The sequence below is a fragment of the Methylobacterium sp. FW102-HT35C08 genome, assembly GCF_058790235.1.
On sequence record NZ_JBYTCL010000002.1, the window covers coordinates 1565001 to 1587261 of the forward strand.

The following is a 22261-nucleotide window of genomic DNA, read 5'->3' on the forward strand; positions in this document are numbered from 1 at the left end:
GATTATTTTGTATTCTCTTTCCGAACCACCCCGGAACCCGAGCCGCGATGCCCTCGTCTCCCGCCTATCTCGACCCCGCGACCGGGACGACCTACCCGATCGAGACGCCGCGCTGGCGCTCCGAGACGGGCGGTCCGCTGATGATCACCGACCTGCCGGGGATCGGGCGGGCGGAGATCGACACGGGCCAGCGCTCCCTCTGGCGCTACGCTGCCGCCCTGCCAGTGGCCGTCGCCGACCCGGTCACGCTGGGGGAGGGCTGCACCCCGCTGGTGCGCCGGCCCTGGCGCGGCGGCCACGCCCATTTCAAGCTCGAGTGGTTCGCGCCCTCGGGCAGCTTCAAGGACCGGGGCGCGTCCGTCATGCTGTCGATCCTGCGCCAGCAGGGGATCGACGCGGTGCTGGAGGATTCCTCCGGCAACGGCGGCGCCGCGGTGGCGACCTACGCGGCCGCGGCCGGGATGCGGGCCAAGATCCTGGTCCCGGCCTCGACCTCGCCGGCCAAGACCGTCCAGATGCGGGCCGCCGGCGCCGAAGTCGAGCTGGTCCCCGGCTCCCGCCAGGACACGGCCGACGCCGCGGTCGGCCAGGCGGAGTCGATCTTCTACGCCAGCCACAACTGGCAGGCCCACTTCCTCCAGGGCACCAAGACGCTGGCCTACGAGCTGTGGGAGGATCTGGGTTTCACCGCGCCCGACGCCGTGATCATCCCGTGCGGGGCCGGCAGCAACATCCTCGGCTGCGATATCGGCTTCTCGGAGCTGCTGCGCCGGGGGGAGATCGCCCGCCTGCCGCGCCTCTACGCGGTCCAGCCGGCCCACTGCGCGCCCCTGCACGCGGGTTTCGAGGCTGGCGCGGAGGATTTCCTGCCGGTGACGCCCCGCCCGACCCTCGCGGAGGGTGCCTCGATCGCCCAGCCGGTCCGCGGCCGGGAGGTGCTGGCGGCGCTCCGCCGCTCCGGCGGCGGCACCGTGGCGGTCTCCGAGGATGCCATCGAGGCGGCCCTGATGGAGCTCGCCCGATCGGGCCTCTACGTCGAGCCGACCTGCGCCATGGCGGCGGCGGCGCTCACCGATCTCACCGCGCGCGGCGCGATCCGGCCCGATGAGACCACCGTGGTGGTGCTCACCGGCACCGGCATCAAGGCGACGCCGCGCATCGCCGAGCTTCTGGGCCTCGCCCCGTAATCCAGGCCCCGCCACGAGATCCGCACGATCAGGAGGACACACCATGCGCAACAACATTCCCGCCACCGTCGGGATGCCGGTCGAGGAGGTGGACACCCCCTGCCTGCTGGTCGACCTCGACGCCCTCGAGCGCAACGTCGACAAGCTCGGCCGCTTCATAAAGGAGCACGGCCTGCGCCACCGGGCGCACGCCAAGACCCACAAATCGTCCGACATCACGGTCCTGCAGATCGAGCGGGGCGGGGCTTGCGGCGTCTGCTGCCAGAAGGTCAGCGAAGCCGAGGCGCTGGTGAGCGCCGGCATCCGCGACGTGCTGGTCTCCAACCAAGTGGTGGCGCCGAAGAAGATCGAGCGGCTCGCGGCGCTCGCCACCCGAGCGCGCGTTCTGGTCTGCGTCGACGACCTCGGCAATGTCGACGACCTCTCGGCGGCGGCGGTCAAGTACGGCGTCATCCTGGAGTGCCTCGTGGAGATCGACGTCGGCGCCGGCCGCTGCGGCGTCGCCCCGGGCGAGCCCGCTGTGGCGATCGCGCAGAAGATCGCGGCGTCGCCGGGCCTGAGCTTCGCGGGGCTGCAGGCCTACCAGGGCAAGGCTCAGCACGTGCGCGACTTCGGCGAGCGCAAGGCCCTGATCCAGACGGCGATCGACGAGACCCGGCGCACCGTCGACCTGCTGAAGGGAGCGGGCCTCGACTGCGCCATCGTGGCGGGGGCCGGCACCGGCAGCTTCGCCATGGAGGGCGGCAGCGGCGTCTACAACGAGCTGCAATGCGGCTCCTACGTCTTTATGGACGCGGACTACCAGCGGGTGAAGGACGCCGAGGGCCGGCCGATCGCGGATTTCGAGAACAGCCTGTTCATCTACACGGCGATCATGAGCAAGGCGAAGGCGGACGTCGCGATCTGCGATGCCGGCCTGAAGGCGCAGAGCATCGACAGCGGCCTGCCGGTGGTCTTCGGCCGGGACGACGTGGAGTACATCAAGTGCTCGGACGAGCACGGGGTGATCAGCGACCCCGGCAACGTCTTGAAGCTCAACGAGCGCCTGAAGCTGATCCCCGGCCATTGCGACCCGACGGTCAACGTCTACGACTGGTATGTCGGCGTGCGGAACGGCCGGGTCGAGGCGATCTGGCCGGTCACCGCCCGCGGCATGACCCTGTAGGGGATTCCGAAGGGCTGAAGCCCTTCGGCGGGATGTCGGGGCGGCGCCCCGACATCGGGCTCCGCCCGAGGGCAGGGCTCTGCCCTGCACCCGCAAAGGTCTCGACCTTTTGAAACCATGACTTGGAAGGTCCCTGAATCCATGCGCTTCATCTCTGAGGAGGAATCCGCCGCCCTGGTCGATCACGCCATGGCGTTCGACGCGGCTCGCGAGGCGCTGATCGCCGCGGTGGCGGCGGGCACCACCCTGTTCCCGGCGGTGCTCGGCCACGGCTCGGAGCCGGCCAACCGGTTCTCGATCAAGTCGGGCTCCACGGCCGACTATGCCGGCCTGAAGGTCGGCTCGTTCTGGCCCGGCAACCCCGACCGGGGCCTGCCGCGGCACAATTCGGTGATCCTGCTGTTCGACCAGGATGTCGGCCGGGTCGACACGGTGATCGAGGCGGGCCGCGTCAACGCCTACCGGACCGCCGCCGCCGACGCGGTGGCGGCGAGCGTCCTGGCGCGGCCGGATTCCGCGGTGCTCGCCGTGTTCGGGGCCGGCAACCAGGCCGAGTTCGAGTGCGCGGCGCTCGCCCGGGTCCTGCCGATCAGGACGGTGCTGGTCGTTGCCCGGGACCCCGCCAAGGTCGCGGGCTTCGCCGAGCGCCTGGCGGGGCAGGGGGCGTCCGTGCTCGACGTGCGGGCGGCCTCCGCCCGGGAGGCCTGCGAAGCGGCCGACGTGATCGTCACGGCAACGCCGGCCCGGGCGCCGCTGTTCGAGGCCGATCGGGTCCGTCCCGGCACCCATGTCGCCGCCATGGGCGCGGACGCGAAGGGCAAGCAGGAGCTGCCCCCGGCCCTGCTGGAGCGGGCGGCCCTGTTCTGCGACCTGCCGGAGCAGTCGCGCACCATCGGCGAGTTCCAGCACGCCTCCGCGCAGGCTCAAGGAGGCCTCACGGCGCTCGGCGACGTGCTGCGGAGCGGGGAGGGGGGGCGCGCGCATCCGGATGCGATCACCGTGTTCGATTCCTCCGGCATCGCCCTGCAGGACCTGACCATCGCGCGGGCGATCCTCGCCAAAGCCGACGCGCGCTTGTAGGGGAGGCCGGCGCCGGCCCTCCCCCCGCCCCGGCGGAGGACAGGACGGCATGCAGGACAGGCAGATCCGGGTCATCGGCATCGGCACTGGCGATCCCGAGCACCTGACCCTCCAGGCGGTGCGGGCGCTCGCCGACGTCGACGCGGTGTTCGTCCTCGACAAGCGCGCCGAGACCGCCGACCTCGTCGAGATCCGCCGCCGGATCTGCGCGGCCCATATCCGAAAACCCCACCGGGTCGTTACGGTCGAGGACCCGCCCCGGGAGCGCCGCCCGGCCGATTACGGGCGCACCGTCGAGGCCTGGCACGCGGCCCGGGCCGAGCGGCTGGAGGCGGCCTTCGCGGCCCATCTCGGGGCCGGGGAGGTGGGGGCGATCCTGGCCTGGGGGGACCCGGCCCTCTACGACAGCGTCCTGCGCATCCTCGACCACATCCTGGCCCGCGGACGGGTGCCGTTCCGGCGCCTCGTCGTGCCCGGGCTGTCCAGCGTGCAGGTCCTCGCCGCCCGCCACGGCGTGCCGCTGAACGGCATCGGCGGGTCGGTGCTGATCACGACCGGCCGTCGCCTCGCCGCGGGGTGGCCGGCGGAGGCGGAGAGCGTCGTGGTGATGCTCGACGGCGACCCGGCCTTCGCGCATCTCGACCCGGACCTGACGATCTACTGGGGCGCCTATCTCGGCAGCCCGGACGAAATCCTGGTCTCCGGCCGGCTGGGCGACGCGGGCGGCGAGATTCGCCGGGTCCGTGCCGAGGCCCGGGCGCGGCACGGCTGGATCATGGACATCTACCTGCTGCGCCGTGACCGCGCCGCCACGGACAGCGCCGGCGCGGCCGGCTAGACCGCCGCCATGCTGCGCCTGCGGGACTATCAGCGCGCCAGCCTCGACGCGCTCTCGGCCGCCTGGGCGCGGGGAGGGGCGGACGACGCGGCGCTCGGCCACCTGATCGTGCTGCCCACCGGCGCCGGCAAGGCGCTCGTGATCGCGGCCCTCGCCCGGGAGGTCTTGGACGAAAACCCCCTCGCCCGGGTGGCGATCGTCACCCACAGCCGCGAGCTGGTCGCCCAGAATTTTTCCGAACTGACCCGCTCCTGGCCGGAGGCGCCGGCCGGAATCTTCTCGGCCGGGCTCGGGCGGCGCGAGGCCGGAGCGCAGGTGCTGGTCTGCGGCATCCAGTCGGTGGCCGACCGGCTCGACGCGGTGGGAGCCCGCGACCTCGTGATCGTCGACGAGGCCCACCTGATCCCCCGCGCCGCCGATACCCGCTACGGCCGCTTCCTGTCCGGCCTGCGGGCGCTGACACCCGGGCTGCGGGTGGCGGGCTTCACGGCCACGCCCTACCGGCTCGATTCGGGCCGCCTCGACGAAGGCGAGCACAGGCTGTTTTCCGGCATCGCCTACGAGGCCGACACGTTCACGCTGATCCGGGACGGCTTCCTGGCGCCCCTCGTCTCCAAGGCGACGCTCACCCAGCTCGACGTGTCGGGGGTCGGCCGGCGCGGGGGCGACTACATCCCCGGCGAGCTGGAGGCGGCGGTCAACCGCGACTGGATCACCCGCGCAGCGGTCGCGGAACTCGCGGAATACGGGCGCTCCCGACGGGCCTGGCTCGCCTTCTGCGCCGGGCTCGCCCACGCGGACGCCGTGCGCGACGCGGTGCGGGCGGAAGGGTACTCCTGCGAGAGCGTCTCGGGCGAGACACCCCGCCGGGAGCGCGACCGGATCGTGGCGGCGTTCCGGGCCGGACAGATCCGCTGCCTGACCTCGGTCGGTGTGCTTGGCACCGGCTTCAACGTGCCCGAGGTCGATCTGGTGGCGCTGCTGCGCCCGACCCGCAGCACCGGGCTCTACGTGCAGCAGGTCGGCCGGGCGTTGCGCCGCGCCCCGGGCAAGGAAAACGCGCTGATCCTCGACTATGCCGGGCTGGTGCGGATGCACGGGCCCGTGGACGCCGTGACGGTGCGGAGCGCCACCCAGGGCTTGGGCGGGGCAGGGGCCTCGCGCGCCAAGCCCTGCCCCGGTTGCGGCGCCCTGATCGCGCTGAACGCCTCCACCTGCGAGGCCTGCTGGATCGAGCCGGAGGCAGACCCGGATGCCGAGGCGCCGCACGAAGCCGCAGCCGATGACGAGCTGGCGATCCTCTCGGCGGACCCCGGCCGACCCGGTCCAGAACCGGCCGGCCCTACCCCGATGGCGGAGACCGGCTGGCACGAGGCCGTCTGGCATCCGGTCACGGCCCTGAAGCTTGAGGCCGCGCCGGACGGGCTCGACCTCGTCCTCGGCTGGCGGGACGGCCCCGCCGAGGCAGCGTGGCGCGTCCGCCTGCGGCCCGAGCGCAGCGGCTACGAGCGGGAGAAGGCGGTGTCCTGGTGGCGCGGTCTCGGCGGCGGCCGGGACGCGCCGATGCGCGCCGCGGAATTCCTGGAGCGCGCCGCGCTTCTGGCCCGGCCGGCGGCGATCCGGATCCGGTCCGGCCGATTGTCGGAGCACATCGACTGTCGGACGCAGGACGGCCGGATCCTCGGCGATGTGCGCCGCCTGGCGAGCCGCGCCGCGTGAGACCACGCATTGGTGCAAGCCGCCGCGGGGAGGGGGCTCGGACCGCCCTCACCCGATCGGGGCTCGATCAGGGCGGCACACCTGGCAACGCCGAAGTCGCGTCGTCTGGAGGTCGTGCTGCACGGAACTGGACACGGTACGAAGCGGCATCTCAGCGGGGCTCGCAATCTGGCGACCAAACTGGCATGCCAGCCCCCTCGCCCGATCCAATCGATCCTAATGTTCCATAATATATCTTATGCGAATAATGGAGAAAGGCGCGCGAGGGTTGCTGGAGCCGGTACGGAGTTGTCATCCTTGGAACAAAAAAAGAATAAAAGACGAACGATACATGGCGGGCTCCCGCCGGAGGCTTCGTGACCGCGGCTATCCGTGCCTTTGAGACACCGATGCCTGGGAGCCGGTCGCGCCTCGATCCTCGACGCGACAGGGTGGATGACCGGCCTATGCTGGGTTCGCCTCGGGCGGTGATGACCGCGGACCACCGGCTGGTCCCTGCCAGCCGGACCGGGCGAGGGCGGTCCGGGCCCCCTCCCCGCGAACGCGCCACGCTCGCCCGTCCGCTGGCCTCGGCTGCGCGGACTTCGACCCGCGTGGACGCGCGATCGGCGCGGATGGCCCGTATCGGCGCGCCCGGCCGTCCTCTGCCCGGCCCGCCCTCCCCGAGGCAGGCCGTTGGATCTCGTTCGACGCCGAAAGCGAAGCAACGTCAGGCAGCCGCGGCCCAGGCCTCGGCGTCCGCGCCGGCCGGAAGGCGCATCGGGCAAGCCGGATCGGTCGCCGCCCGCCAGATCGCGGCCGCCACGTCCAGCGGCCGTGTCAGGGGCTCAGTGGAACGGCGCATTCCGGCGAAGAGCGTCGCTGCCTGGTCCGCGTAGGCCTCGGGAATGTCCATCCCCATGCGGGCGCGGGCGTTCTCGCCGAATGCCGTGTCGGGGGCCCGCCCCGGGATGACCAAGCGCGTGCGTATGCCGAACGGTTCCAGTTCCGTCGCGAGCGCTTCGGTGAAGGCGTTCACCGCCGCCTTGCTGGCCGTGTACACCGACAGGAAGGGCAGCGGCCGGAGCGTCACGGCCGAGGTGACGTTGACGATGACGCCCGAGCGCCGCTCCCGGAACTGCGGCAGCACCGCCCGGGTCACCGCGATGGTCCCGAGCGTGTTGGTCGCGAAGACCGCGTAGGCCCTGTCGGGTGTCACGCCCTCGAGGGCGTTGAGCAGGCCGACGCCGGCGTTGTTGACGAGGACATCGATCGTGCCCGCCGCGCCAACCGCCGCCGCGATGCTGTCCGCCTCCGTCACGTCGAGCGGCAGGACGCGGAGCCTGTCAGAAACGGGCAGGATGTCGGGGCGCGGCGTCCGCATGGTGGCGACGACCGACCAATCCCGGTCGAGGAAGAAGCGGGCTGTCTCCAGGCCGAAGCCGGACGAGCAGCCGGTGATGAGGATGGTGCACATGGACGATGATCTCCGGACGGTGGCGCCCCGAGAGTAGGCGGCCAAAGCCGGACGATCTATGATTGAAAGTCCGGATCACATTTGCGATCGTCCAGATATGACGGATCCCCTGAGCCAGATGGTCGGGCTGCTCCGGCCCGAGCCCGACATCGCGAAGCGCGTCGTTGCGGGCGGCACGTGGCGGGTGACGCGCGCGGATGCCGGCCGGCCCTTCTACGGCGCGATCCTGGAGGGGCGGTGCCGTCTGGACGTGGCGGGATGCGCGCCGATCGTGCTCGAAGCGGGCGACTTCATCCTGGTTCCGGCGGCCCGCGCCTTCGCGGTCTCCAGTCTGGAGCCGCCGCCAGCAGACGCGCCGACGGCGCGCGTCGAGACGAGTCCCGGCCTGTTCCAGCTCGGGCAGGAGCACGCCGAGCCCGACATCCGGATGCTGGTCGGGCACTGCGCCTTCGCCTCGGACGCCGCCGGCCTGCTGGTCTCGCTCCTGCCGCACCATGTGCATGTGCGCGGCGAGCCGCGGTTGATCGCGCTGGTGGAACTCGTGAACGACGAGACGCGCTCGGACCGGCCAGGTCGGGAGGCGATCCTAGGGCGGCTTCTCGAAGTTCTTCTCATCGAGGCGCTGCGTTCGGCCGCGGGTCCGTCCGCATCGGCCGGGCTCCTGCGCGGTCTTCACGACGATCATCTCGCCGCCGCCCTGCGATGCATCCATGACCGGCCGGCTCAGGCCTGGACGGTGGCCGCCCTCGCCCGGGAGGCCGCGCTCTCGCGGTCCGCTTTCTTCGACCGGTTCCAGCGCGCGGTCGGGGTCGCGCCGATGGCCTACGTCACCGGCTGGCGCATGGCGCTGGCCAAGGCGTTCCTCCGCCGGGACGGGATCACCGTCGCGGAGGCGGCCGGACGGGTGGGCTACAGCTCCGCCAGCACGTTCAGCGTGGCCTTCACACGCCATGTGGGGACGCCGCCCGCCCTCTACGCGCGGGGAGCTTGAGGGGCGAAAGAGCGGAGCGTCTGCTCTTACAGGAACCGCGGCCGCAGCCGGCCGAGGAGATCCCGGCCCGGGAACCGGAACGGCGGCATCGGCAGATCCGGCGCCGGCTCATCTCCCGGGATGGGCCCCTCGGCGAAGCGCGCCCCGGCGGACCAGAACCCGTCCCGCCGCGTGCCGATCATGCCGAGCCCGACGGGCTCGCGCGTCGCGTCGGGCCGCAGCCGCCCTGCCGCCCAGACGCGCTGCCAGCACCGGCGCCGCGACAGGTCGGCATCCCGCCAGCCCAGCCGGGCATAGCCGGCCGCCGCGAAGACCCGGTCCCCGGCAAAATCCTCCGGGATCCACACCCAGCTCGAGAACACGTGGACCGTGTCGGCGCGGAGGCCGGCCGGGTCCACCGCCCGCGTGTAGGCGCTGAGCGCCGTCGCCCGGTGCCGGCCGACATGCCGGCGCAGGCGCCCCGGCAGCCGCAGCGCCTCCGGGAAGGCGGCGGCGTCGAGGCGGGTCGGCGCCGCGCCGCGCTCCAGCGCGTAGGCGCTGTCCACGAGGTGCATCCAGGGTTCGAGGTCGACGTCCCAGGCCTGCTCCACCGGCGCGAAGCGGCGGACCTGTCCCGCGATCAGCCGGTCGGCGACGCGCCGGGCCGGTTCGGGAGCCCAGTCCGGGCCGGCCTCGGTCACGCGCAGCAGCGTCGAGGGCCCGTGCGCCCAGACCGCCTCGGCGAGACGGGCGAAGTCGGCCTCGGGCTCGTCGCGGCCGACCTTGCGCACCAGGATCTTCGAGCCGTCGGCGAGGTCATCCAGCATCTTGCGCTTGAGATGGGCCAGCCGGCCGTATTCCCGCTCCAGCAGCACCTCCGGCTCGATCGAGCCGGCCGGGTGCCCGGTGTTCGCCCAGATGTTGTAGGCCACGCTGTGGCAGTAATAGGTGCCGCCGGAACTCACGGAGAGCCGCAGGTCCCCCGGCACGCCGAAATCCGCGAAGCCGCAGCGCAGGCCGCGGATCAGGTCCGCCATCGGCGTGTAGGAGAAGCGCAGCAGGCCGGAGGGCTCGACCCCGCCGTAGCGCTGCACGAACCCGAACTCGCAATTGTCGCCGAGGCTCCGGAAGGCGTGGAGCCGTTCGGCGAGGAGCGCCGCCATCGTCCTGAGCCCGGTCACTGCATCCACTCACGCCCGCGCCCAGTCGCGCCGAGACCGTCGCGCCCGGATCGCGACGGGGCAGGGCCTTTGTCCAGTCCCCGCCCCGGCCGGGCGGCGCGCTCAACCGGCAAGCGGCACCTCCAGACGGAAGCAGGCGCCCTTCTCCCGGGCCGGAATCGTCAGGCTGCCGCCGAGCTGGCGCGTGAGGCTGCCGACCACCCGCATACCCAGGCTCTTCGAACTGCGCCCGATCTCGAACCCCGCCGGCAGGCCGATTCCGTCGTCGGCAACCTCGACCACGAGCCCCTCGGGCCGACGCTCGGCGCGGACCCGGATCTCGCCGCCCGCCGGGTGCGTCTCGGGCGGGTAGGCGTATTTGAGCGCGTTGGTGACGAGTTCATTGACCAGCAGGCCGATGGGAATCGCCCGGTCGGCCGAGATCCGCTGCGGACAGGCCGTGCAGGCGAGCCGCTGACCCGGAACGCCGCTGGCGAGGTTGGCCACCAGCTTCTCCAGGAAGGGCGCGAGGTCGAGCTCGCCCGGGACCCCCTCCCCTTCACCCTCCGCCTTGTCGCCGTCCTTGTCACCCTGCCGCCAGAGCTGGTCGTGGACGCCCGCGATCGCCTCGACGCGGCTGCGCGCATCCGCCAGGGCCGTCTGCACGGCCGGGTCTTCGGCGGCCCGGGCCTGAAGGGCCAGCAGGCTCGCCACGATGGCAAGGCTGTTCTTGACCCGGTGGCTCATCTCGCGGGCGAGCAGGTCCTGGCGGGCGAGGGCGGCCCGCAGCAGGCTCTCGGTGCGCTGGCGCTCGATGGCGCCGCCGAGCAGGTTGGCGAAGCCCTGCATGAAGGCGATGTCGGCCTCCTCGAACATGCCCTCGCGGGTGTCGTCCACCTCCAGCACCCCGAAGGCGCCGTCCCGGTTCTCGATCAGCACGTTGATCGCCCGGCGGATGCCGTGCTCGGCCATGAGCTGCGGGGTGCGAAACCGGGTCTCGTCGGCGAGGTGGTTGGAGATCACCGGCCGGCCGGTCTTGAGGGCGAAGCCCGCCGGGGAGGCGAGGTCCGCCCCGATCCGGGCCTTGCCGATCACGTCGGGCCCCCAGCCGACGCCGGCCCGGACCAGCAGGGTGTCGGCGCCGCGCCGATATTCGAGGGCCTTGCAGAACTCGGCGCCCATGCCCTGCGCGCACAGCTCCGCGGCCCGCTGCAGCAGGTGATCGACATCGGTGCCGCGCAGGGCCTCGACGCCGAACTCCGACAGGATCGCCTGCTGGCGCAGGCGATAGTCGAGATCGGGCGGCGCGGGCGCGCGGTGCGGCTCGGGGCTCGGTTCCACTTCGGTCTGGTCGGTGTTCGCACTCATGGATGGTGACAGAGTAGCAGGAAGGCGGCCCCGGCGCGAAGCGTCGCCGCTCGTAGGGGAGCACCCGTCGTCGCACCCCTGCCGCCGTCCGGACCCCCCGGCCCCGTTCGGCGTTCGTCCGTGAGCACGACGCGAGGAACGCACGCATGGCCGACGACCTGAACGGACTTACCGACAAGGCCCTCTCGATCTTTGCCTTTGCGGCTTATCATCGCCTCGTCAGCGGCGAAAAAGTCACCTCGGTGATTCGCCGGGACGGCGCCGGCCATGAGGCCGATCCGGAGGGCGTGAAGGAGCTGGAGGAGCGCGGCCTCGTCACCGCCGGCGAGAACGATATCGACCTCGGTGACACCGCGCAGGCGGCGGTCGAGACGATGGTCACAGCCTTACGTCGGGAGGTCGGGCGCTGAGGGGCGGGTGACATTGGTCGAGGCGCAGGCCGGGCGGAACTGGGTCGCTCCGGCTGCGGCATCCCGGCCGTGGAAACCCGGGAACGCGCCCGCCCCCGGGCGCCTTTCCCCGCATCCACGATGGAGACGCGTATGACCGCCAAGGCGAAGGTGAAGACCGGGGACGACGTCACCTACAGATGGGGCAAGGGCACCGTCTCGGGCGCGGTGACCAAGGTCCACACGCAGGACGTCCAGAAGACCATCAAGGGCAACACGGTGAAGCGCGAGGCCTCGAAGGCGGAGCCGGCCCTGGAAATCAAGACCGCCAAGGGCAAGACGGTGCTGAAGTCGGCCTCCGAAGTCACGGTCAAGTCAGCATAAGCCCGCAACCTGCGCCTGCCGTGATCTTGCGCACATCGCTCTCTGCTTAAGGTCTCGCCGGGAGCGTGGCGGCGGCTATCTGTAACGGTTCCAGCCTTGGAAGCCGGGACCCCCGCATGACCATTCCCCTCAGGCTCACCCTGAACGGGCAGCCGCGCGAGATCGCCCTCGACGATCCGCGCGTTACCCTCCTCGATCTCCTGCGCGAGCGCCTCGGTCTGACGGGCGCCAAGAAGGGCTGCGACCGCGGCCAGTGCGGCGCCTGCACGGTCTTGGTGGACGGGCGTCGGATCAACAGCTGCCTGACCCTCGCCGCGAGCCTCGACGGCGCCGAGATCCTGACCATCGAGGGGCTTGCCGAGGGCGACCGGCTGCACCCGGTCCAGGCGGCCTTCATCGCCCATGACGGCTTCCAGTGCGGCTTCTGCACCCCCGGCCAGATCATGAGTGCGGTCGGTCTGATCCGCGAGGGCCAGGCCGGCACCGATCCGGAGCGCATCCGCGAGGGCATGAGCGGCAACCTCTGCCGCTGCGGCGCCTACGCGGGCATCCTGGACGCCGTGCAGGACGCGGCCGCCCGGACCTCGGAGCAGCGGGAGGACGCGGCGTGAGGACCTTCGACTACATCCGCCCCGCGAGCGTGCCCGAGGCCGTGGCGGCCGGCCAGCAGCCGGGCACCGCCTATCTCGCCGCCGGCACCAACTTGGTCGATCTGATGAAGGGCGGCGTCGCCACCCCGGAGCGGATCGTCGACATCAGCCGCCTCCCCGGCCTTTCGGCGATCGAGCGGCTGCCGGACGGCACCGCACGGGTCGGCGCCCTGGTGCGCAACAGCGATCTCGCCCACGATCCGGCCTTCGCCAAGGCCTACCCGATGGTGGCCGAGGCCCTGCTGGCCGGCGCCTCGGCGCAGCTGCGCAACGCCGCCACGGTCGGCGGCAACCTGATGCAGCGCACCCGTTGCCAGTATTTCACCGATGCGGTCTCGCCCTGCAACAAGCGCGCGCCCGGCTCCGGCTGCGCGGCCCTGGGGCACGCCACCCGCATCCACGCCGTCCAGGGCTGGAGCGAGCACTGCATCGCCACCCACCCGTCCGACTTCTGCGTGCCGCTCGCCGCCCTGGACGCGGTGGTCGAGATCGCCGGGCCGGACGGCGCCCGGGAGGTGCCGCTCACGGACTTCCACCATCTGCCCGGCGACCATCCGGAGCGAGAGACCGCCCTGCGGCCCGGCGAGCTGATCATCGCCCTGCGGCTACCTCCGGAGGCGGCGTCCTTCCGGGCCAACGCCCGCTACCTCAAGGTCCGCGACCGCACCTCCTACGCCTTCGCGGTGGTCTCGGCGGCGGCCGCCCTGACCCTGGAGGCCGGCGGCCGGATCGGGCAGGCCCGGCTCGCCCTGGGCGGGCTCGCGCTCAAGCCCTGGCGGGTGGCGGAGGCTGAAGCCGCGCTCGCCGGACAGGCGCCCTCCCCCGAGGCCTACGCGAAGGCCGCCGACGCGGCGCTCGCCGGCGCCAAGCCCACCGGAGAGGCCAACGCCTTCAAGATCGAACTCGCCCGCCGGGTGGCGATCCGCGCCCTGAGCCAGGCCGCCGCGGGCACGCCCGCCCGGATCCCGGCGCTCCCCGCCTCCCCGTTCGGCATCGTCTGACCCCGCCCCCGGTCGACGGCGCCGGCGCCGTCTTTGCGAGCGGCGCGAAGCAGCCCAGGCGACGCCGCGACCTTCGATGTCGCGCTGCCCTGGGTCACTTCGCGCCGCCCGTGATGACGGAGCGGGTCACCGCAACCGAAGGCTTCAACCGGAACCCGTCTTGAGGAGACCCGCATGACCGCGACCTCCACGCCATCGAACACGCCCGCCTCGAACCTCCCCGCCGGCCCGATCCGGCACGGCTCCAGCATCGGCCAGCCGCTGACCCGGCGCGACGGCCCCCTCAAGGTGACGGGCCAGGCCCGCTTCTCCGCCGACAACCTGCCGCCCGGAACCCTCCACGCGGCGCTCTGCGTCGCCCGGATCGCGAAGGGGCGCGTCACCGGCCTCGACGTGGCCGCCGCCGAGGCGCATCCCGGCGTCGTCGCGGTGATGCGGCCGGGGCACGCCCCGACGCTCGCCAAGGATCCGGACGCCAAGGACGGCCCGTTCACCTTCCGCCTCGACCTCCTGCAGAACGATCGCGTCCGCTACGCCAACCAGCCCATCGCCGTGGTGATCGCCGAGACCCTGGAAGCAGCGACCGAGGGCGCCCGGCTGCTCGCCCCGACCTACGCGGCCGAGACGCCGCGGATCGGGCTCGATTCCGGCGAGGCCTTCACGCCGGATTCGGTCGGCGTCGGCGCGCCGCCGGTCGAGACGGACGGCGATGTCGAGGCCGGGCTCGCGTCCGCGTCGAAGACGATCGCCGCCACCTACGAGACGCCGGCCCAGTACCACAACGCCATGGAGCCGCACGCGGCGGTGGCCAGCTGGGACGGGGACCGGCTGACGCTGTTCATGCCGACCCAGGCACTCGCCATGTCGCAGGCCCGGCTCGCCGGACTATTCGGCATCAGCCCCGACGACATCCACATCGAGAGCCCCTATCTCGGCGGCGGCTTCGGCTCGAAGGGCGTCCCCGCCGGGCCGCAGGTGCTCGCCTGCATGGCGGCGAAGCTCGTGGGCCGTCCGGTGAAGCTCGTGCCGACCCGCACCCAGATGTACGGCCCGATGGGCCATCGCGGACCGACCCGGCAGACACTCCGGCTCGGCGCCGACGCGTCCGGCAAGCTGACGGCCCTCGACCACCACATCCGCACCGCCTCGTCGAGCTTCGACGATTTCTTCGAGCCGGCCGGTCGGGCGACCAGCACTCTCTACGCGAGCCCGGCCATCGCCATCCGGCACGAGGCCGTGCGCCTCGACACCGGCACGCCGCTGTTCATGCGGGCGCCCGGCGAGGCCACCGGCAGCGTCGCCCTGGAGAGCGCGCTGGACGAGATGGCCCATGAGCTCGGCATGGACCCGCTGGACTTCCGCCTCGCCAACTACGCCGAGGTCGAGCCGCTCACCGGCAAGCCGTTCTCCTCGAAGGCCCTGCGGGAATGCTACCGCCGCGGCGCCGAGGTTTTTGGCTGGGCCGGGCGCCCGCTCCAGCCCCGCCAGACGCGCGACAAGGACGGGTTCCTGGTCGGCACCGGCATGGGCACCGCCACCTTCCCGGCGCTGATCTTCGAAGGCATGGCCCGGGCCGAGATCCGCGCCGACGGCACCGGCACGGTGGAGCTCGGGGCGATCGACATGGGCCAGGGATCCTGGACGGCGCTGGCCCAGATCGCCGCCGACGGGCTCGGGATCGGGATGGACGCCCTCACTTTCCGGATGGGCTCGTCCGACTTGCCGAATGCCGGCATCGCGGGCGGCTCTGGCCACACCGCCACGGCGGGCGGCGCGATCCACGCGGCGGCCGCCGACGTGATCCGGCAGCTCGCGGAACTGGCCACCAACGACCCCGCCTCCCCGCTCTACGGCGCCGGCAATGCCGGCGTGAGCGCCGCGGGCGGGCGCCTGACTCGGCGCGACGACCCGAGCCGGGGCGAATCCGTCACCGACATCCTCAGGCGGGCCGGCCGGGCCAGCATCGAGGGCCAGGGCAAGGCCGGCGCCGATCCGGCGGCACAGGCGTCGTACGCCATGCACGCCCACGGCGCGGTCTTCGCCGAGGTGAAGGTCGATCCCGATCTCGGCCAGATCCGGGTGAGCCGCCTCGTCGGCGCCTTCGCGGCCGGCCGGGTGATCAACCCGCGCCTCGTCCAGAGCCAGTATTACGGCGGGATGATCTGGGGCCTGTCCTTCGCGCTCCACGAGCGGGCCGAGATGGACCCGCGCACCGGCCGCTTCCTCAACGACAACCTCGCCGAGTACCATGTGCCGGTGAACGCCGACGTGCCCGCCATGGAGGCGATCCTGGTCCACGAGGACGACGCGGTGGTGAACAACCTCGGCGTGAAGGGCGTCGGCGAGATCGGCATCACCGGCACGGTGGGGGCGATCGCCAACGCGATCTGGCACGCCACCGGCGTGCGGGTCCGCGAGATGCCGATCACCCTCGACAAGCTGCTGGGCTGAGCGAACGGATCGATCGCCTGGAGCCCGTCCCGGACGCATCGCGTCGCCCGGGATTTTTTAGTATGGGGCATGCCACCCGGCGGCCGGCGGCCGCCGCAGCAGCGCGGAGACCGGCATGCCCCTCACCTGTGATATCGGCGGCGTCGTACCGATCGCACCGACGCCGTTCCATCCGGACGGCCGGATCGACGAGGTCTCCCTCGACCGGATGACCGACTTCTTCGGGTCGGCCGGCGTCGACGGTCTGACGATCCTCGGCCAGCTCGGCGAGGCCGGCAAGCTCGACCACGCGGAGGGTATCGCGGTGGCGCGGCGCGTCCTTGGGCGCACCCGGCTGCCGGTGATCGTCGGCGTCACGGCGCCGGGCTTCGCGGCCATGCGGTCGCTGGCCCGGGAGGTGATGGAGCTGGGCGCGGCCGGCGTGATGATCGCGCCGCCCAACACCCTGCGCACCGACGATCAAGTCGTTGGCTACTACCGCAACGCCGTGGAGGCGATCGGGACGGACGTGCCCTTCGTCCTGCAGGATTACCCCCTCACTTTCTCGGTGCAGATGACGCCGGGCGTGATCCGCCGGATCGTGTCGGAAAACCCGTCCTGCGTGATGCTCAAGCACGAGGACTGGCCGGGGCTGGAGAAGATCTCGACGCTGCGCGGCTTTGAGCGCGACGGGTCGATGCGCCACATCTCGATCTTGGTCGGCAACGGCGGCCTGTTCCTCGATTTCGAGACCGAGCGCGGCGCCGACGGGGCCAATACCGGCTACGCCTTCCCGGAAATGCTGGTCGATGTGGTCCGCCTCGGCCGGGCCGGCGAGCGCGACGCCGCCCACGACCTGTTCGACGCCCACCTCCCCTATCTCCGCTACGAGCAGCAGCAGGGCCCGCTGGGGCTCGCGGTGCGCAAATACGTCTTCATGCGGCGGGGCATCTTCGCCTCCGACGCGCAGCGCAAGCCCTCGCAGGCGCTGACCGCCACCGCGAAGGCCGAGGTCGAGTACCTGCTGGCGCGTCTCGCCCGCACCGACGCGCGGGCGCGGCTCGCGGGTTAGGATACCCCTGCCCCGGCCGGACGGCCGGGGCCTTGCGCAGAGTTCACGCCGCCGCGAGGCCGGCGATCCCCGGGCTCGCGACAGGTGCGCGGCGGCTCAATCGAGCCGGAAGGCGATGACCGAGTCGCCCGGCGTGGTGCCGAGCGAACCGTGCCCACCCGCCGCGATCACCACGTATTGCCGGCCGTCCTTGCCGCGATAGGTCATCGGGGTGGCCTGGCCGCCGGCCGGCAGCGTCCTGGTCCACAGGATCTCCCCGGTCTGCATGTCGTAGCCGCGGATGCGGTCGTCGAGCGTGGCGGCCGTGAACGCGACGCCGCCGGCCGTGGTCAGGGTGCCGCCATGGGCGAGGATGCCCATCTCGAACGGGATCGGGACCGCGACCCCGCCGATCTTCTGCCCCGCGACGGTGCCGTTGCGGTGCTTCCAGGCGGTGGTGCCGTCCGCGAGGTTCACCCCCACCCGCACGCCCCAGGGCGGCGCGTTGCACGGGACGCCGAGGGCCGAGCGCATGTGGGCGATGGAAACCGCGTAGGGACCGCCGAGATTCTCGTTGCCCGGGGTGGAATCCGGGTCGGCGGTGACGAGGCGCTTCTCCGGGTCGCCCGGCGGGCGCGGGAGCAGGCGGTAGAGGTAGGGCAGGTATTGCGGCGTCGCGATCATCCAGTGATGGACCGGATCGACCGCCACCGAGCCCCAGTTGAACACCCCGATATTGCCGGGCCAGATGATCGCGCCGCCCGAATCCTGGGGCGGCGTGAACGGGTTGCCGTCGTAGCGGTTCGACCGGAAGGCGAGGCGGCACTGGATCTGGTCGAAGGGCGTGACGCCCCACATGTCGGCCTCCGTCAGCGCCGCGGGCGCGAAGCTGAGCGACGACATCGGCTGGACCGGAGACGGCGCCTCCCCCGGGATGTCGGTCCGGGTCGAGACCGAGACCTCGGAGACCGGCCGGATCGGGGCGCCGGTGCGGCGATCGAGGACCCAGACGTTGCCGACCTTGGTAGGGATCAGGATTGCCGGCACCGTTCCCTCGCCCTGCGGCAGGGTCAGGAGGACCGGCTGGGACGGGTTATCGCGGTCCCACAGGTCATGATAGGTGGTCCGGAACGCCCAGGTCAGCTTGCCCGTCTCCAGGTCCAGCGCCGCCAGGGCGTCGCCGAGGGCCTCGTCCGCCTTCGACCGGGACACGCCGACCTGATCGGGCGCCCGGTTTCCGAACGGCACGTAGACGAGCCCCAAAGCCTCGTCGGCCGAGAATTGCGTCCACGCCACCGCCGAATTGGGCTCGTAGAGCGCGCCGGGCTGCAGCGGCGCGGTCTCGCCGGGCCTGCCGGCATCGAACTTCCAGACGATCGCGCCGGTCCGCACGTCGAAGGCGCGGATCACGCCCGAGGGGTTGTCCGCGTAGTAGTTGTCGGCGATCGCGCTGCCGAGAACGATGAGGTTCCGGGTGACCAGCGGCGCCGAGGTCTGCTGATAGCTGGCGCGTCTGAGGTTCGGCATCTGCGCCTTCAGGTCGACGAACCCGTTCGCCCCGAAGGTCCTGCACAGGGCGCCGGTCTCGGCATTCAGCGCGTAGAGCCGCGCATCCACCGAGGCGGCGATGATCCGGCGCGGGCATTCGGCGATGGCGGCCGCGATCGCCCCGGCCGCCGCCGGATCCGTCCCCGCCGGCGGCGCGTAGGCGGCCGAGTCGTTGTAGGACACGCCGCGGCAGGTCTGGTGCTGGTACTGGCTGTCCCGCGCCATCTGCGGATCGAACGCCCAGACCCGCTTGCCGGTCTCGGGCTCCAGGGCCTCGACGATGTTGTGCGGGGTGCAGAGGTAGAGCAGCCCGTTGACCTTGATCGGCGTGGCTTCGAACGTGAATTCCTTCGAATCCGTCCGGCTGTCGCCGCGCAGGTCGCCCGTGTGGTGCTCCCAGGCGACCGTGAGGCCCCGGACAGTGCCGGGGGTGATGTCGGCGAGCGCCGAGTAGCGCTGGCCGAGATTGGTGCCGCCATAGGCGACCCAATCGTCGGCCGGGAAGGGGACGCCGCTCGGATCGACGGCGGCGGGACCCGCCTCCGCGACCTTCGGCAGACGGCCGCGCGTCTCGACCGGATCGACGAACCAAGCCGCAGCGCTCAAGGCCGCGATCAGCAGGACGACGGCCCTGAGAACGAGCGGACCGTTCCGGAGGCTGAGCTTCCAGGGCCGTTCGGGCGCGTCGCGCAGCCGCCGCACGACGAAGGGCAGGCAGAGCACGAATCCGACGAGGAGGATCAGGGCCCCGCGCGGGATCCATTGCCACTTGTCGAATCCGACCTCGCCGAGCGTCCACACGAAGGCCGCCGCCAGCACCAGGGCGTAGATCCGGAGGCCGTTCTGGCGTCGCCGGACCAGCTCGACGCCGGAGGCCAGCACGCCCAAGCCCAGGGCGACGTAGAACCAGGACCCGCCCGCGAGGGCCAGTGTCAGACCGAAGATCGCGAGAGCGAGGCCAAGCAGCGCGATCGACAGCGCTATCGTTCCAAGTGCCACGGCGGTGGTATCCGCTTCCTGAGCCAGCCAGTCACGGCGGCGCCGGGAGCTGAACCCCCACGGCGCCGCCGCATGCCCGACGGCTTATCGCCGCCGTAGCTGTCCCAAGGCTGGACAAGGCTGCCGGGCGCCGCCGCTCACGCCCCGGCCCGGTCCTCCGGACGCAGGCTGACCCTGTCGCCGTCGCGCAGCGAGGCCGCCGGACCCACGACGACGCGCTCGCCGCCGCTCAGGCCGTCGCGCAGCTCCAGCAGCGTGCGGGTCTGGCGGAAGATCGTGACCGGGCGCATCCGCACCACGCCGCTCCCGTCGCCCGCCGGCTCGACCACCGCCACGCGGGTCCCGTGCTGGTCGAAGATCAGGGCGTCGTTCGGCACCGTCACGGCGGGCGAGACCCGCGGAATCTCCAGCGTGATGGTGATGTAGAGGCCCGGCCGCAGCGCGCCGTCGGGATTGGGGATGTCGACCTGCGTGACCAGCGTGCGCGCGGCGGAGAGCAGCGTCGTCGACGAGCGCGAGACCGTGCCGGGAAAGACCTTGCCGGGGATCTGCGCGACCTCGACCTTGGCGGGCAACCCGTCGCGGACGCCGTCCGCGGCGTAGAGCGGCACGTTCACCGCCATGCGCAGCACGTCGTCCCGGTTCAGCGTCAGGAGCGGCGGACCGGTATTCGTGTCCGCCGTGACCGCGTCGCCGACATCGTTGTTGCGGGCCGTCACCACCCCGTCGAAGGGCGCGCGGATCTCCTCGAAGCCGGTCAGAACCTTCAGGCGCGCGACCTGCGCCTCCTGGGCGGCGATGTTGGCCTCCGCGACCTTCACGGCGGCCCTGGCGGCGTCGACATTGGCGGTCTGCGCCAGCACCCCGGCCTGGGACGTGTCGGCGTTCTGCCGGGTCTCGACCCCGGTGCCGGCCAGCGTCGAGGTCCGCCGGTTGGTCACGTCGGCGAGGTGGCGGTTGGCCTCGGCCTGATCGACCATCGCCCGCGCCTGGATCAGCGCCGCCTGGAGCTGCAGCACCTGCGACTGCGCCTGGACCAGCTGCTGGTCGAGGTCGGGCGCGCTGATCCGGAACAGCAGGTCGCCCTTCTTCACGTGCGAGCCGATATCGACCTTGCGCTCGACGATGTAGCCGGTCGCCCGCGGATAGAGGCTGGCGGTGTCGAAGGCCTGGGTGGTGCCGGTCTGGGTCAGGCTCAGGGCGCCGGCGGCCCGCGCCGCGGTGGCGACCCGCACGGTCGGCGGCCTCGCCTCGGCCGTGCGCGGCGGGCTCGCCGCCCGGGACTGGTCCGGCCAGGACCGGTATCCGACGAAGCCCGTGCCCGCCAGCGCCAGCAGGGCCAGCCAGAGGCGGCCGTGGGACGCTGGACGGCCGGCCCTGCCCGCGGCTGAACTGTCCCCGTCCGACATCCTCGCCCTCAGGTCGCGCCGCGCATCAAATGTCGAACATGGCGCCCGCCGACCGGCCGGGACGCATCTGGCCCTGTCGTCCATACATAGGCCGTGCCCGGGCTCCGGGCGAGATGCCGCGGTGCACGATCGGGACTCGCCGCGGATCCACCCGGCTCCCCTTCGGTTACCCTGCCAGAAGTCAGGGACCGAGATGCGATGACCGAGATCTCCAGGCGCGCCATCATCGCCGCCGGCGGTGCGATGATGGCGGCTCCCGCTGCCGCGCAATCCTCCGGGCCGGCCGCGCCCCTCCCCGAGCGCGGCGGCAAGGGCGCCGACATCCTCGGTCCCCGGAACCAGCCCCGGGCCGCCGAGGAGCCGTTCACCCTGGCCCCGCCCGCCACCGACCACGGCACGATGCCGAACCTGAAATGGTCCTTCTCCGACAGCCACATGCGCCTCGAGGAGGGCGGCTGGGCGCGCCAGACCACGACCCGCGAACTGCCGGTCTCCACCGCCATGGCCGGGGTCAACATGCGCCTCAAGGCCGGCGTGGTGCGCGAGATGCACTGGCACAAGGAGTCCGAGTGGGCCTACATGATCAAGGGCAAGGCCCGGATCACCGCGGTCGATCAGGACGGGCGCACCTTCGCGGACGATGTCGGCGAGGGCGATCTCTGGTACTTCCCGGGCGGCATCCCGCACTCGATCCAGGGCCTCGCGTCCGACGGGGTCGACGGCTGCGAGTTCCTGCTCGTGTTCGACGATGGCGGCTTCTCGGAGGATTCCACCTTCCTGCTGACCGACTGGCTGGCGCACACGCCCAAGGACGTGCTCGCCAAGAATTTCGGCCTGCCCGAGAGCGCCTTCGCGAAGATTCCCGAGAAGGAGCTCTACATCTTCCCCGGTCCGAAGCCCGGCCCGCTCGCGGCCGACAAGATGGGCGGCTCCGGGCCGGTGCCGAAGACCTTCAGCCACCGCATGCTGGCGCAGGAGCCGGTCCGCACCAGGGGTGGCAGCGTGCGCATCACCGATTCCACGGTGTTCCCGGCCTCGGTCACCATCGCGGCGGCCCTGGTCGAGGTCGAGCCCGGGGGCCTGCGCGAGCTGCACTGGCACACCAACAGCGACGAGTGGCAGTACTACCTCTCGGGCCAGGGCCGGATGACGGTGTTCGGCTCGGAATCGAAGGCCCGCACCTTCGACTACCAGGCCGGCGACGTCGGCTACGTGCCTTTCGCCATGGGCCACTACATCGAGAATACCGGCGACACGACGCTGACCTTCCTGGAGATGTTCAAGAGCCCGCGCTACGCCGACATCTCGCTGACCCAGTGGCTGGCGCTGACGCCCCATCCTCTGGTCCAGGCCCATACCGGGCTGGATCCCAAGCTCGTCGAAGCCCTTCCGGAGACGAAATCACCGGTCGTTCCGGGTTGACGCACCCCGGAACCCGGCCCGATCCTGGCGCGTCG

18 protein-coding genes are annotated in these 22261 nt (G+C 72.0%); 13 read left to right on the forward strand and 5 right to left on the reverse strand.

The window, feature by feature from the left end:
• Window positions 1-47 precede the first annotated feature (47 nt).
• From AC3WSN_RS07465 to AC3WSN_RS07485, 5 genes are all read left to right on the forward strand, one after another.
• Window positions 48-1187, forward strand: a complete 1140-nt coding sequence (locus AC3WSN_RS07465) for a pyridoxal-phosphate dependent enzyme (RefSeq protein WP_492537010.1) — start codon at window positions 48-50, stop codon at window positions 1185-1187.
• A gap of 43 nt (window positions 1188-1230) precedes the next feature.
• Window positions 1231-2352, forward strand: a complete 1122-nt coding sequence (locus AC3WSN_RS07470; RefSeq protein WP_492537012.1) for a DSD1 family PLP-dependent enzyme — start codon at window positions 1231-1233, stop codon at window positions 2350-2352.
• A gap of 141 nt (window positions 2353-2493) precedes the next feature.
• Window positions 2494-3432 (forward strand): ornithine cyclodeaminase family protein, encoded by a 939-nt coding sequence (locus AC3WSN_RS07475; protein WP_492537014.1) that lies wholly within the window; start codon window positions 2494-2496, stop codon window positions 3430-3432.
• A gap of 49 nt (window positions 3433-3481) precedes the next feature.
• Window positions 3482-4270 (forward strand): precorrin-6A synthase (deacetylating), encoded by a 789-nt coding sequence (gene cobF / locus AC3WSN_RS07480; protein WP_192711310.1) that lies wholly within the window; start codon window positions 3482-3484, stop codon window positions 4268-4270.
• Between the two features lie 9 nt (window positions 4271-4279).
• The gene (locus tag AC3WSN_RS07485; protein WP_192711311.1) at window positions 4280-5989 is read left to right on the forward strand and encodes a DEAD/DEAH box helicase; all 1710 of its coding nucleotides are present in this window, start codon (window positions 4280-4282) and stop codon (window positions 5987-5989) included.
• A gap of 709 nt (window positions 5990-6698) precedes the next feature.
• Here the strand turns inward: AC3WSN_RS07485 and AC3WSN_RS07490 are convergent.
• Window positions 6699-7445 carry an SDR family oxidoreductase gene (locus AC3WSN_RS07490; protein ID WP_492537017.1) on the reverse strand — a complete coding sequence of 249 codons (747 nt, stop codon included), beginning with the start codon at window positions 7443-7445 and terminating at the stop codon, window positions 6699-6701.
• Window positions 7446-7542: 97 nt separating this feature from the next.
• On the opposite strand from AC3WSN_RS07490, the gene AC3WSN_RS07495 reads away from it, so the two are divergent.
• Complete coding sequence (locus AC3WSN_RS07495; RefSeq protein WP_492537019.1) at window positions 7543-8436, forward strand: AraC family transcriptional regulator; 894 nt, start codon at window positions 7543-7545, stop codon at window positions 8434-8436.
• Window positions 8437-8462: 26 nt separating this feature from the next.
• Here AC3WSN_RS07495 and AC3WSN_RS07500 read toward each other — a convergent pair whose 3' ends face one another.
• Complete coding sequence (locus AC3WSN_RS07500) at window positions 8463-9578, reverse strand: hypothetical protein (protein ID WP_210332068.1); 1116 nt, start codon at window positions 9576-9578, stop codon at window positions 8463-8465.
• A 120-nt stretch (window positions 9579-9698) separates the two neighbouring features.
• Window positions 9699-10943, reverse strand: a complete 1245-nt coding sequence (locus AC3WSN_RS07505; RefSeq protein WP_492537022.1) for a sensor histidine kinase — start codon at window positions 10941-10943, stop codon at window positions 9699-9701.
• A 146-nt stretch (window positions 10944-11089) separates the two neighbouring features.
• Between AC3WSN_RS07505 and AC3WSN_RS07510 the strand changes: the two genes are divergently transcribed.
• From AC3WSN_RS07510 to AC3WSN_RS07535, 6 genes are all read left to right on the forward strand, one after another.
• Window positions 11090-11353 (forward strand): hypothetical protein, encoded by a 264-nt coding sequence (locus tag AC3WSN_RS07510; protein WP_492537024.1) that lies wholly within the window; start codon window positions 11090-11092, stop codon window positions 11351-11353.
• Between the two features lie 132 nt (window positions 11354-11485).
• On the forward strand, window positions 11486-11716 hold the full coding sequence (locus AC3WSN_RS07515) for a hypervirulence associated TUDOR domain-containing protein (RefSeq protein ID WP_492537026.1): 231 nt from the start codon (window positions 11486-11488) through the stop codon (window positions 11714-11716).
• Between the two features lie 116 nt (window positions 11717-11832).
• A complete protein-coding gene (locus AC3WSN_RS07520; protein WP_042673359.1) occupies window positions 11833-12327 on the forward strand; it encodes a (2Fe-2S)-binding protein in 495 nt (164 codons plus the stop codon).
• Window positions 12324-13367, forward strand: coding sequence for an FAD binding domain-containing protein (locus AC3WSN_RS07525; protein ID WP_192711317.1), 1044 nt, complete (start codon window positions 12324-12326; stop codon window positions 13365-13367). Before AC3WSN_RS07520 ends, AC3WSN_RS07525 begins: the two co-directional genes overlap by 4 nt.
• Before the next feature lie 174 nt (window positions 13368-13541).
• Window positions 13542-15818, forward strand: a complete 2277-nt coding sequence (locus tag AC3WSN_RS07530; protein ID WP_492537029.1) for a xanthine dehydrogenase family protein molybdopterin-binding subunit — start codon at window positions 13542-13544, stop codon at window positions 15816-15818.
• Between the two features lie 115 nt (window positions 15819-15933).
• Complete coding sequence (locus tag AC3WSN_RS07535) at window positions 15934-16869, forward strand: dihydrodipicolinate synthase family protein (protein WP_492537031.1); 936 nt, start codon at window positions 15934-15936, stop codon at window positions 16867-16869.
• Window positions 16870-16965: 96 nt separating this feature from the next.
• Here AC3WSN_RS07535 and AC3WSN_RS07540 read toward each other — a convergent pair whose 3' ends face one another.
• Complete coding sequence (locus tag AC3WSN_RS07540; RefSeq protein WP_492537033.1) at window positions 16966-19395, reverse strand: membrane-bound PQQ-dependent dehydrogenase, glucose/quinate/shikimate family; 2430 nt, start codon at window positions 19393-19395, stop codon at window positions 16966-16968.
• Between the two features lie 137 nt (window positions 19396-19532).
• Window positions 19533-20804, reverse strand: a complete 1272-nt coding sequence (locus AC3WSN_RS07545; protein WP_492537035.1) for an efflux RND transporter periplasmic adaptor subunit — start codon at window positions 20802-20804, stop codon at window positions 19533-19535.
• A 198-nt stretch (window positions 20805-21002) separates the two neighbouring features.
• On the opposite strand from AC3WSN_RS07545, the gene AC3WSN_RS07550 reads away from it, so the two are divergent.
• The gene (locus AC3WSN_RS07550; protein ID WP_492537037.1) at window positions 21003-22226 is read left to right on the forward strand and encodes an oxalate decarboxylase family bicupin; all 1224 of its coding nucleotides are present in this window, start codon (window positions 21003-21005) and stop codon (window positions 22224-22226) included.
• Window positions 22227-22261: the final 35 nt, after the last annotated feature.

What these genes read in the sequence shown, in the direction of transcription:
- AC3WSN_RS07465 (WP_492537010.1), top strand. Translation starts at nt 48, where the DNA reads ATGCCCTCGTCTCCCGCCTATCTCGACCCCGCGACCGGGACGACCTAC.
- AC3WSN_RS07470 (WP_492537012.1), top strand. Translation starts at nt 1,231, where the DNA reads ATGCGCAACAACATTCCCGCCACCGTCGGGATGCCGGTCGAGGAGGTG.
- AC3WSN_RS07475 (WP_492537014.1), top strand. Translation starts at nt 2,494, where the DNA reads ATGCGCTTCATCTCTGAGGAGGAATCCGCCGCCCTGGTCGATCACGCC.
- cobF (WP_192711310.1), top strand. Translation starts at nt 3,482, where the DNA reads ATGCAGGACAGGCAGATCCGGGTCATCGGCATCGGCACTGGCGATCCC.
- AC3WSN_RS07485 (WP_192711311.1), top strand. Translation starts at nt 4,280, where the DNA reads ATGCTGCGCCTGCGGGACTATCAGCGCGCCAGCCTCGACGCGCTCTCG.
- AC3WSN_RS07490 (WP_492537017.1), bottom strand. Translation starts at nt 7,445, where the DNA reads ATGTGCACCATCCTCATCACCGGCTGCTCGTCCGGCTTCGGCCTGGAG.
- AC3WSN_RS07495 (WP_492537019.1), top strand. Translation starts at nt 7,543, where the DNA reads ATGACGGATCCCCTGAGCCAGATGGTCGGGCTGCTCCGGCCCGAGCCC.
- AC3WSN_RS07500 (WP_210332068.1), bottom strand. Translation starts at nt 9,578, where the DNA reads ATGGCGGCGCTCCTCGCCGAACGGCTCCACGCCTTCCGGAGCCTCGGC.
- AC3WSN_RS07505 (WP_492537022.1), bottom strand. Translation starts at nt 10,943, where the DNA reads ATGAGTGCGAACACCGACCAGACCGAAGTGGAACCGAGCCCCGAGCCG.
- AC3WSN_RS07510 (WP_492537024.1), top strand. Translation starts at nt 11,090, where the DNA reads ATGGCCGACGACCTGAACGGACTTACCGACAAGGCCCTCTCGATCTTT.
- AC3WSN_RS07515 (WP_492537026.1), top strand. Translation starts at nt 11,486, where the DNA reads ATGACCGCCAAGGCGAAGGTGAAGACCGGGGACGACGTCACCTACAGA.
- AC3WSN_RS07520 (WP_042673359.1), top strand. Translation starts at nt 11,833, where the DNA reads ATGACCATTCCCCTCAGGCTCACCCTGAACGGGCAGCCGCGCGAGATC.
- AC3WSN_RS07530 (WP_492537029.1), top strand. Translation starts at nt 13,542, where the DNA reads ATGACCGCGACCTCCACGCCATCGAACACGCCCGCCTCGAACCTCCCC.
- AC3WSN_RS07535 (WP_492537031.1), top strand. Translation starts at nt 15,934, where the DNA reads ATGCCCCTCACCTGTGATATCGGCGGCGTCGTACCGATCGCACCGACG.
- AC3WSN_RS07545 (WP_492537035.1), bottom strand. Translation starts at nt 20,804, where the DNA reads ATGTCGGACGGGGACAGTTCAGCCGCGGGCAGGGCCGGCCGTCCAGCG.
- AC3WSN_RS07550 (WP_492537037.1), top strand. Translation starts at nt 21,003, where the DNA reads ATGACCGAGATCTCCAGGCGCGCCATCATCGCCGCCGGCGGTGCGATG.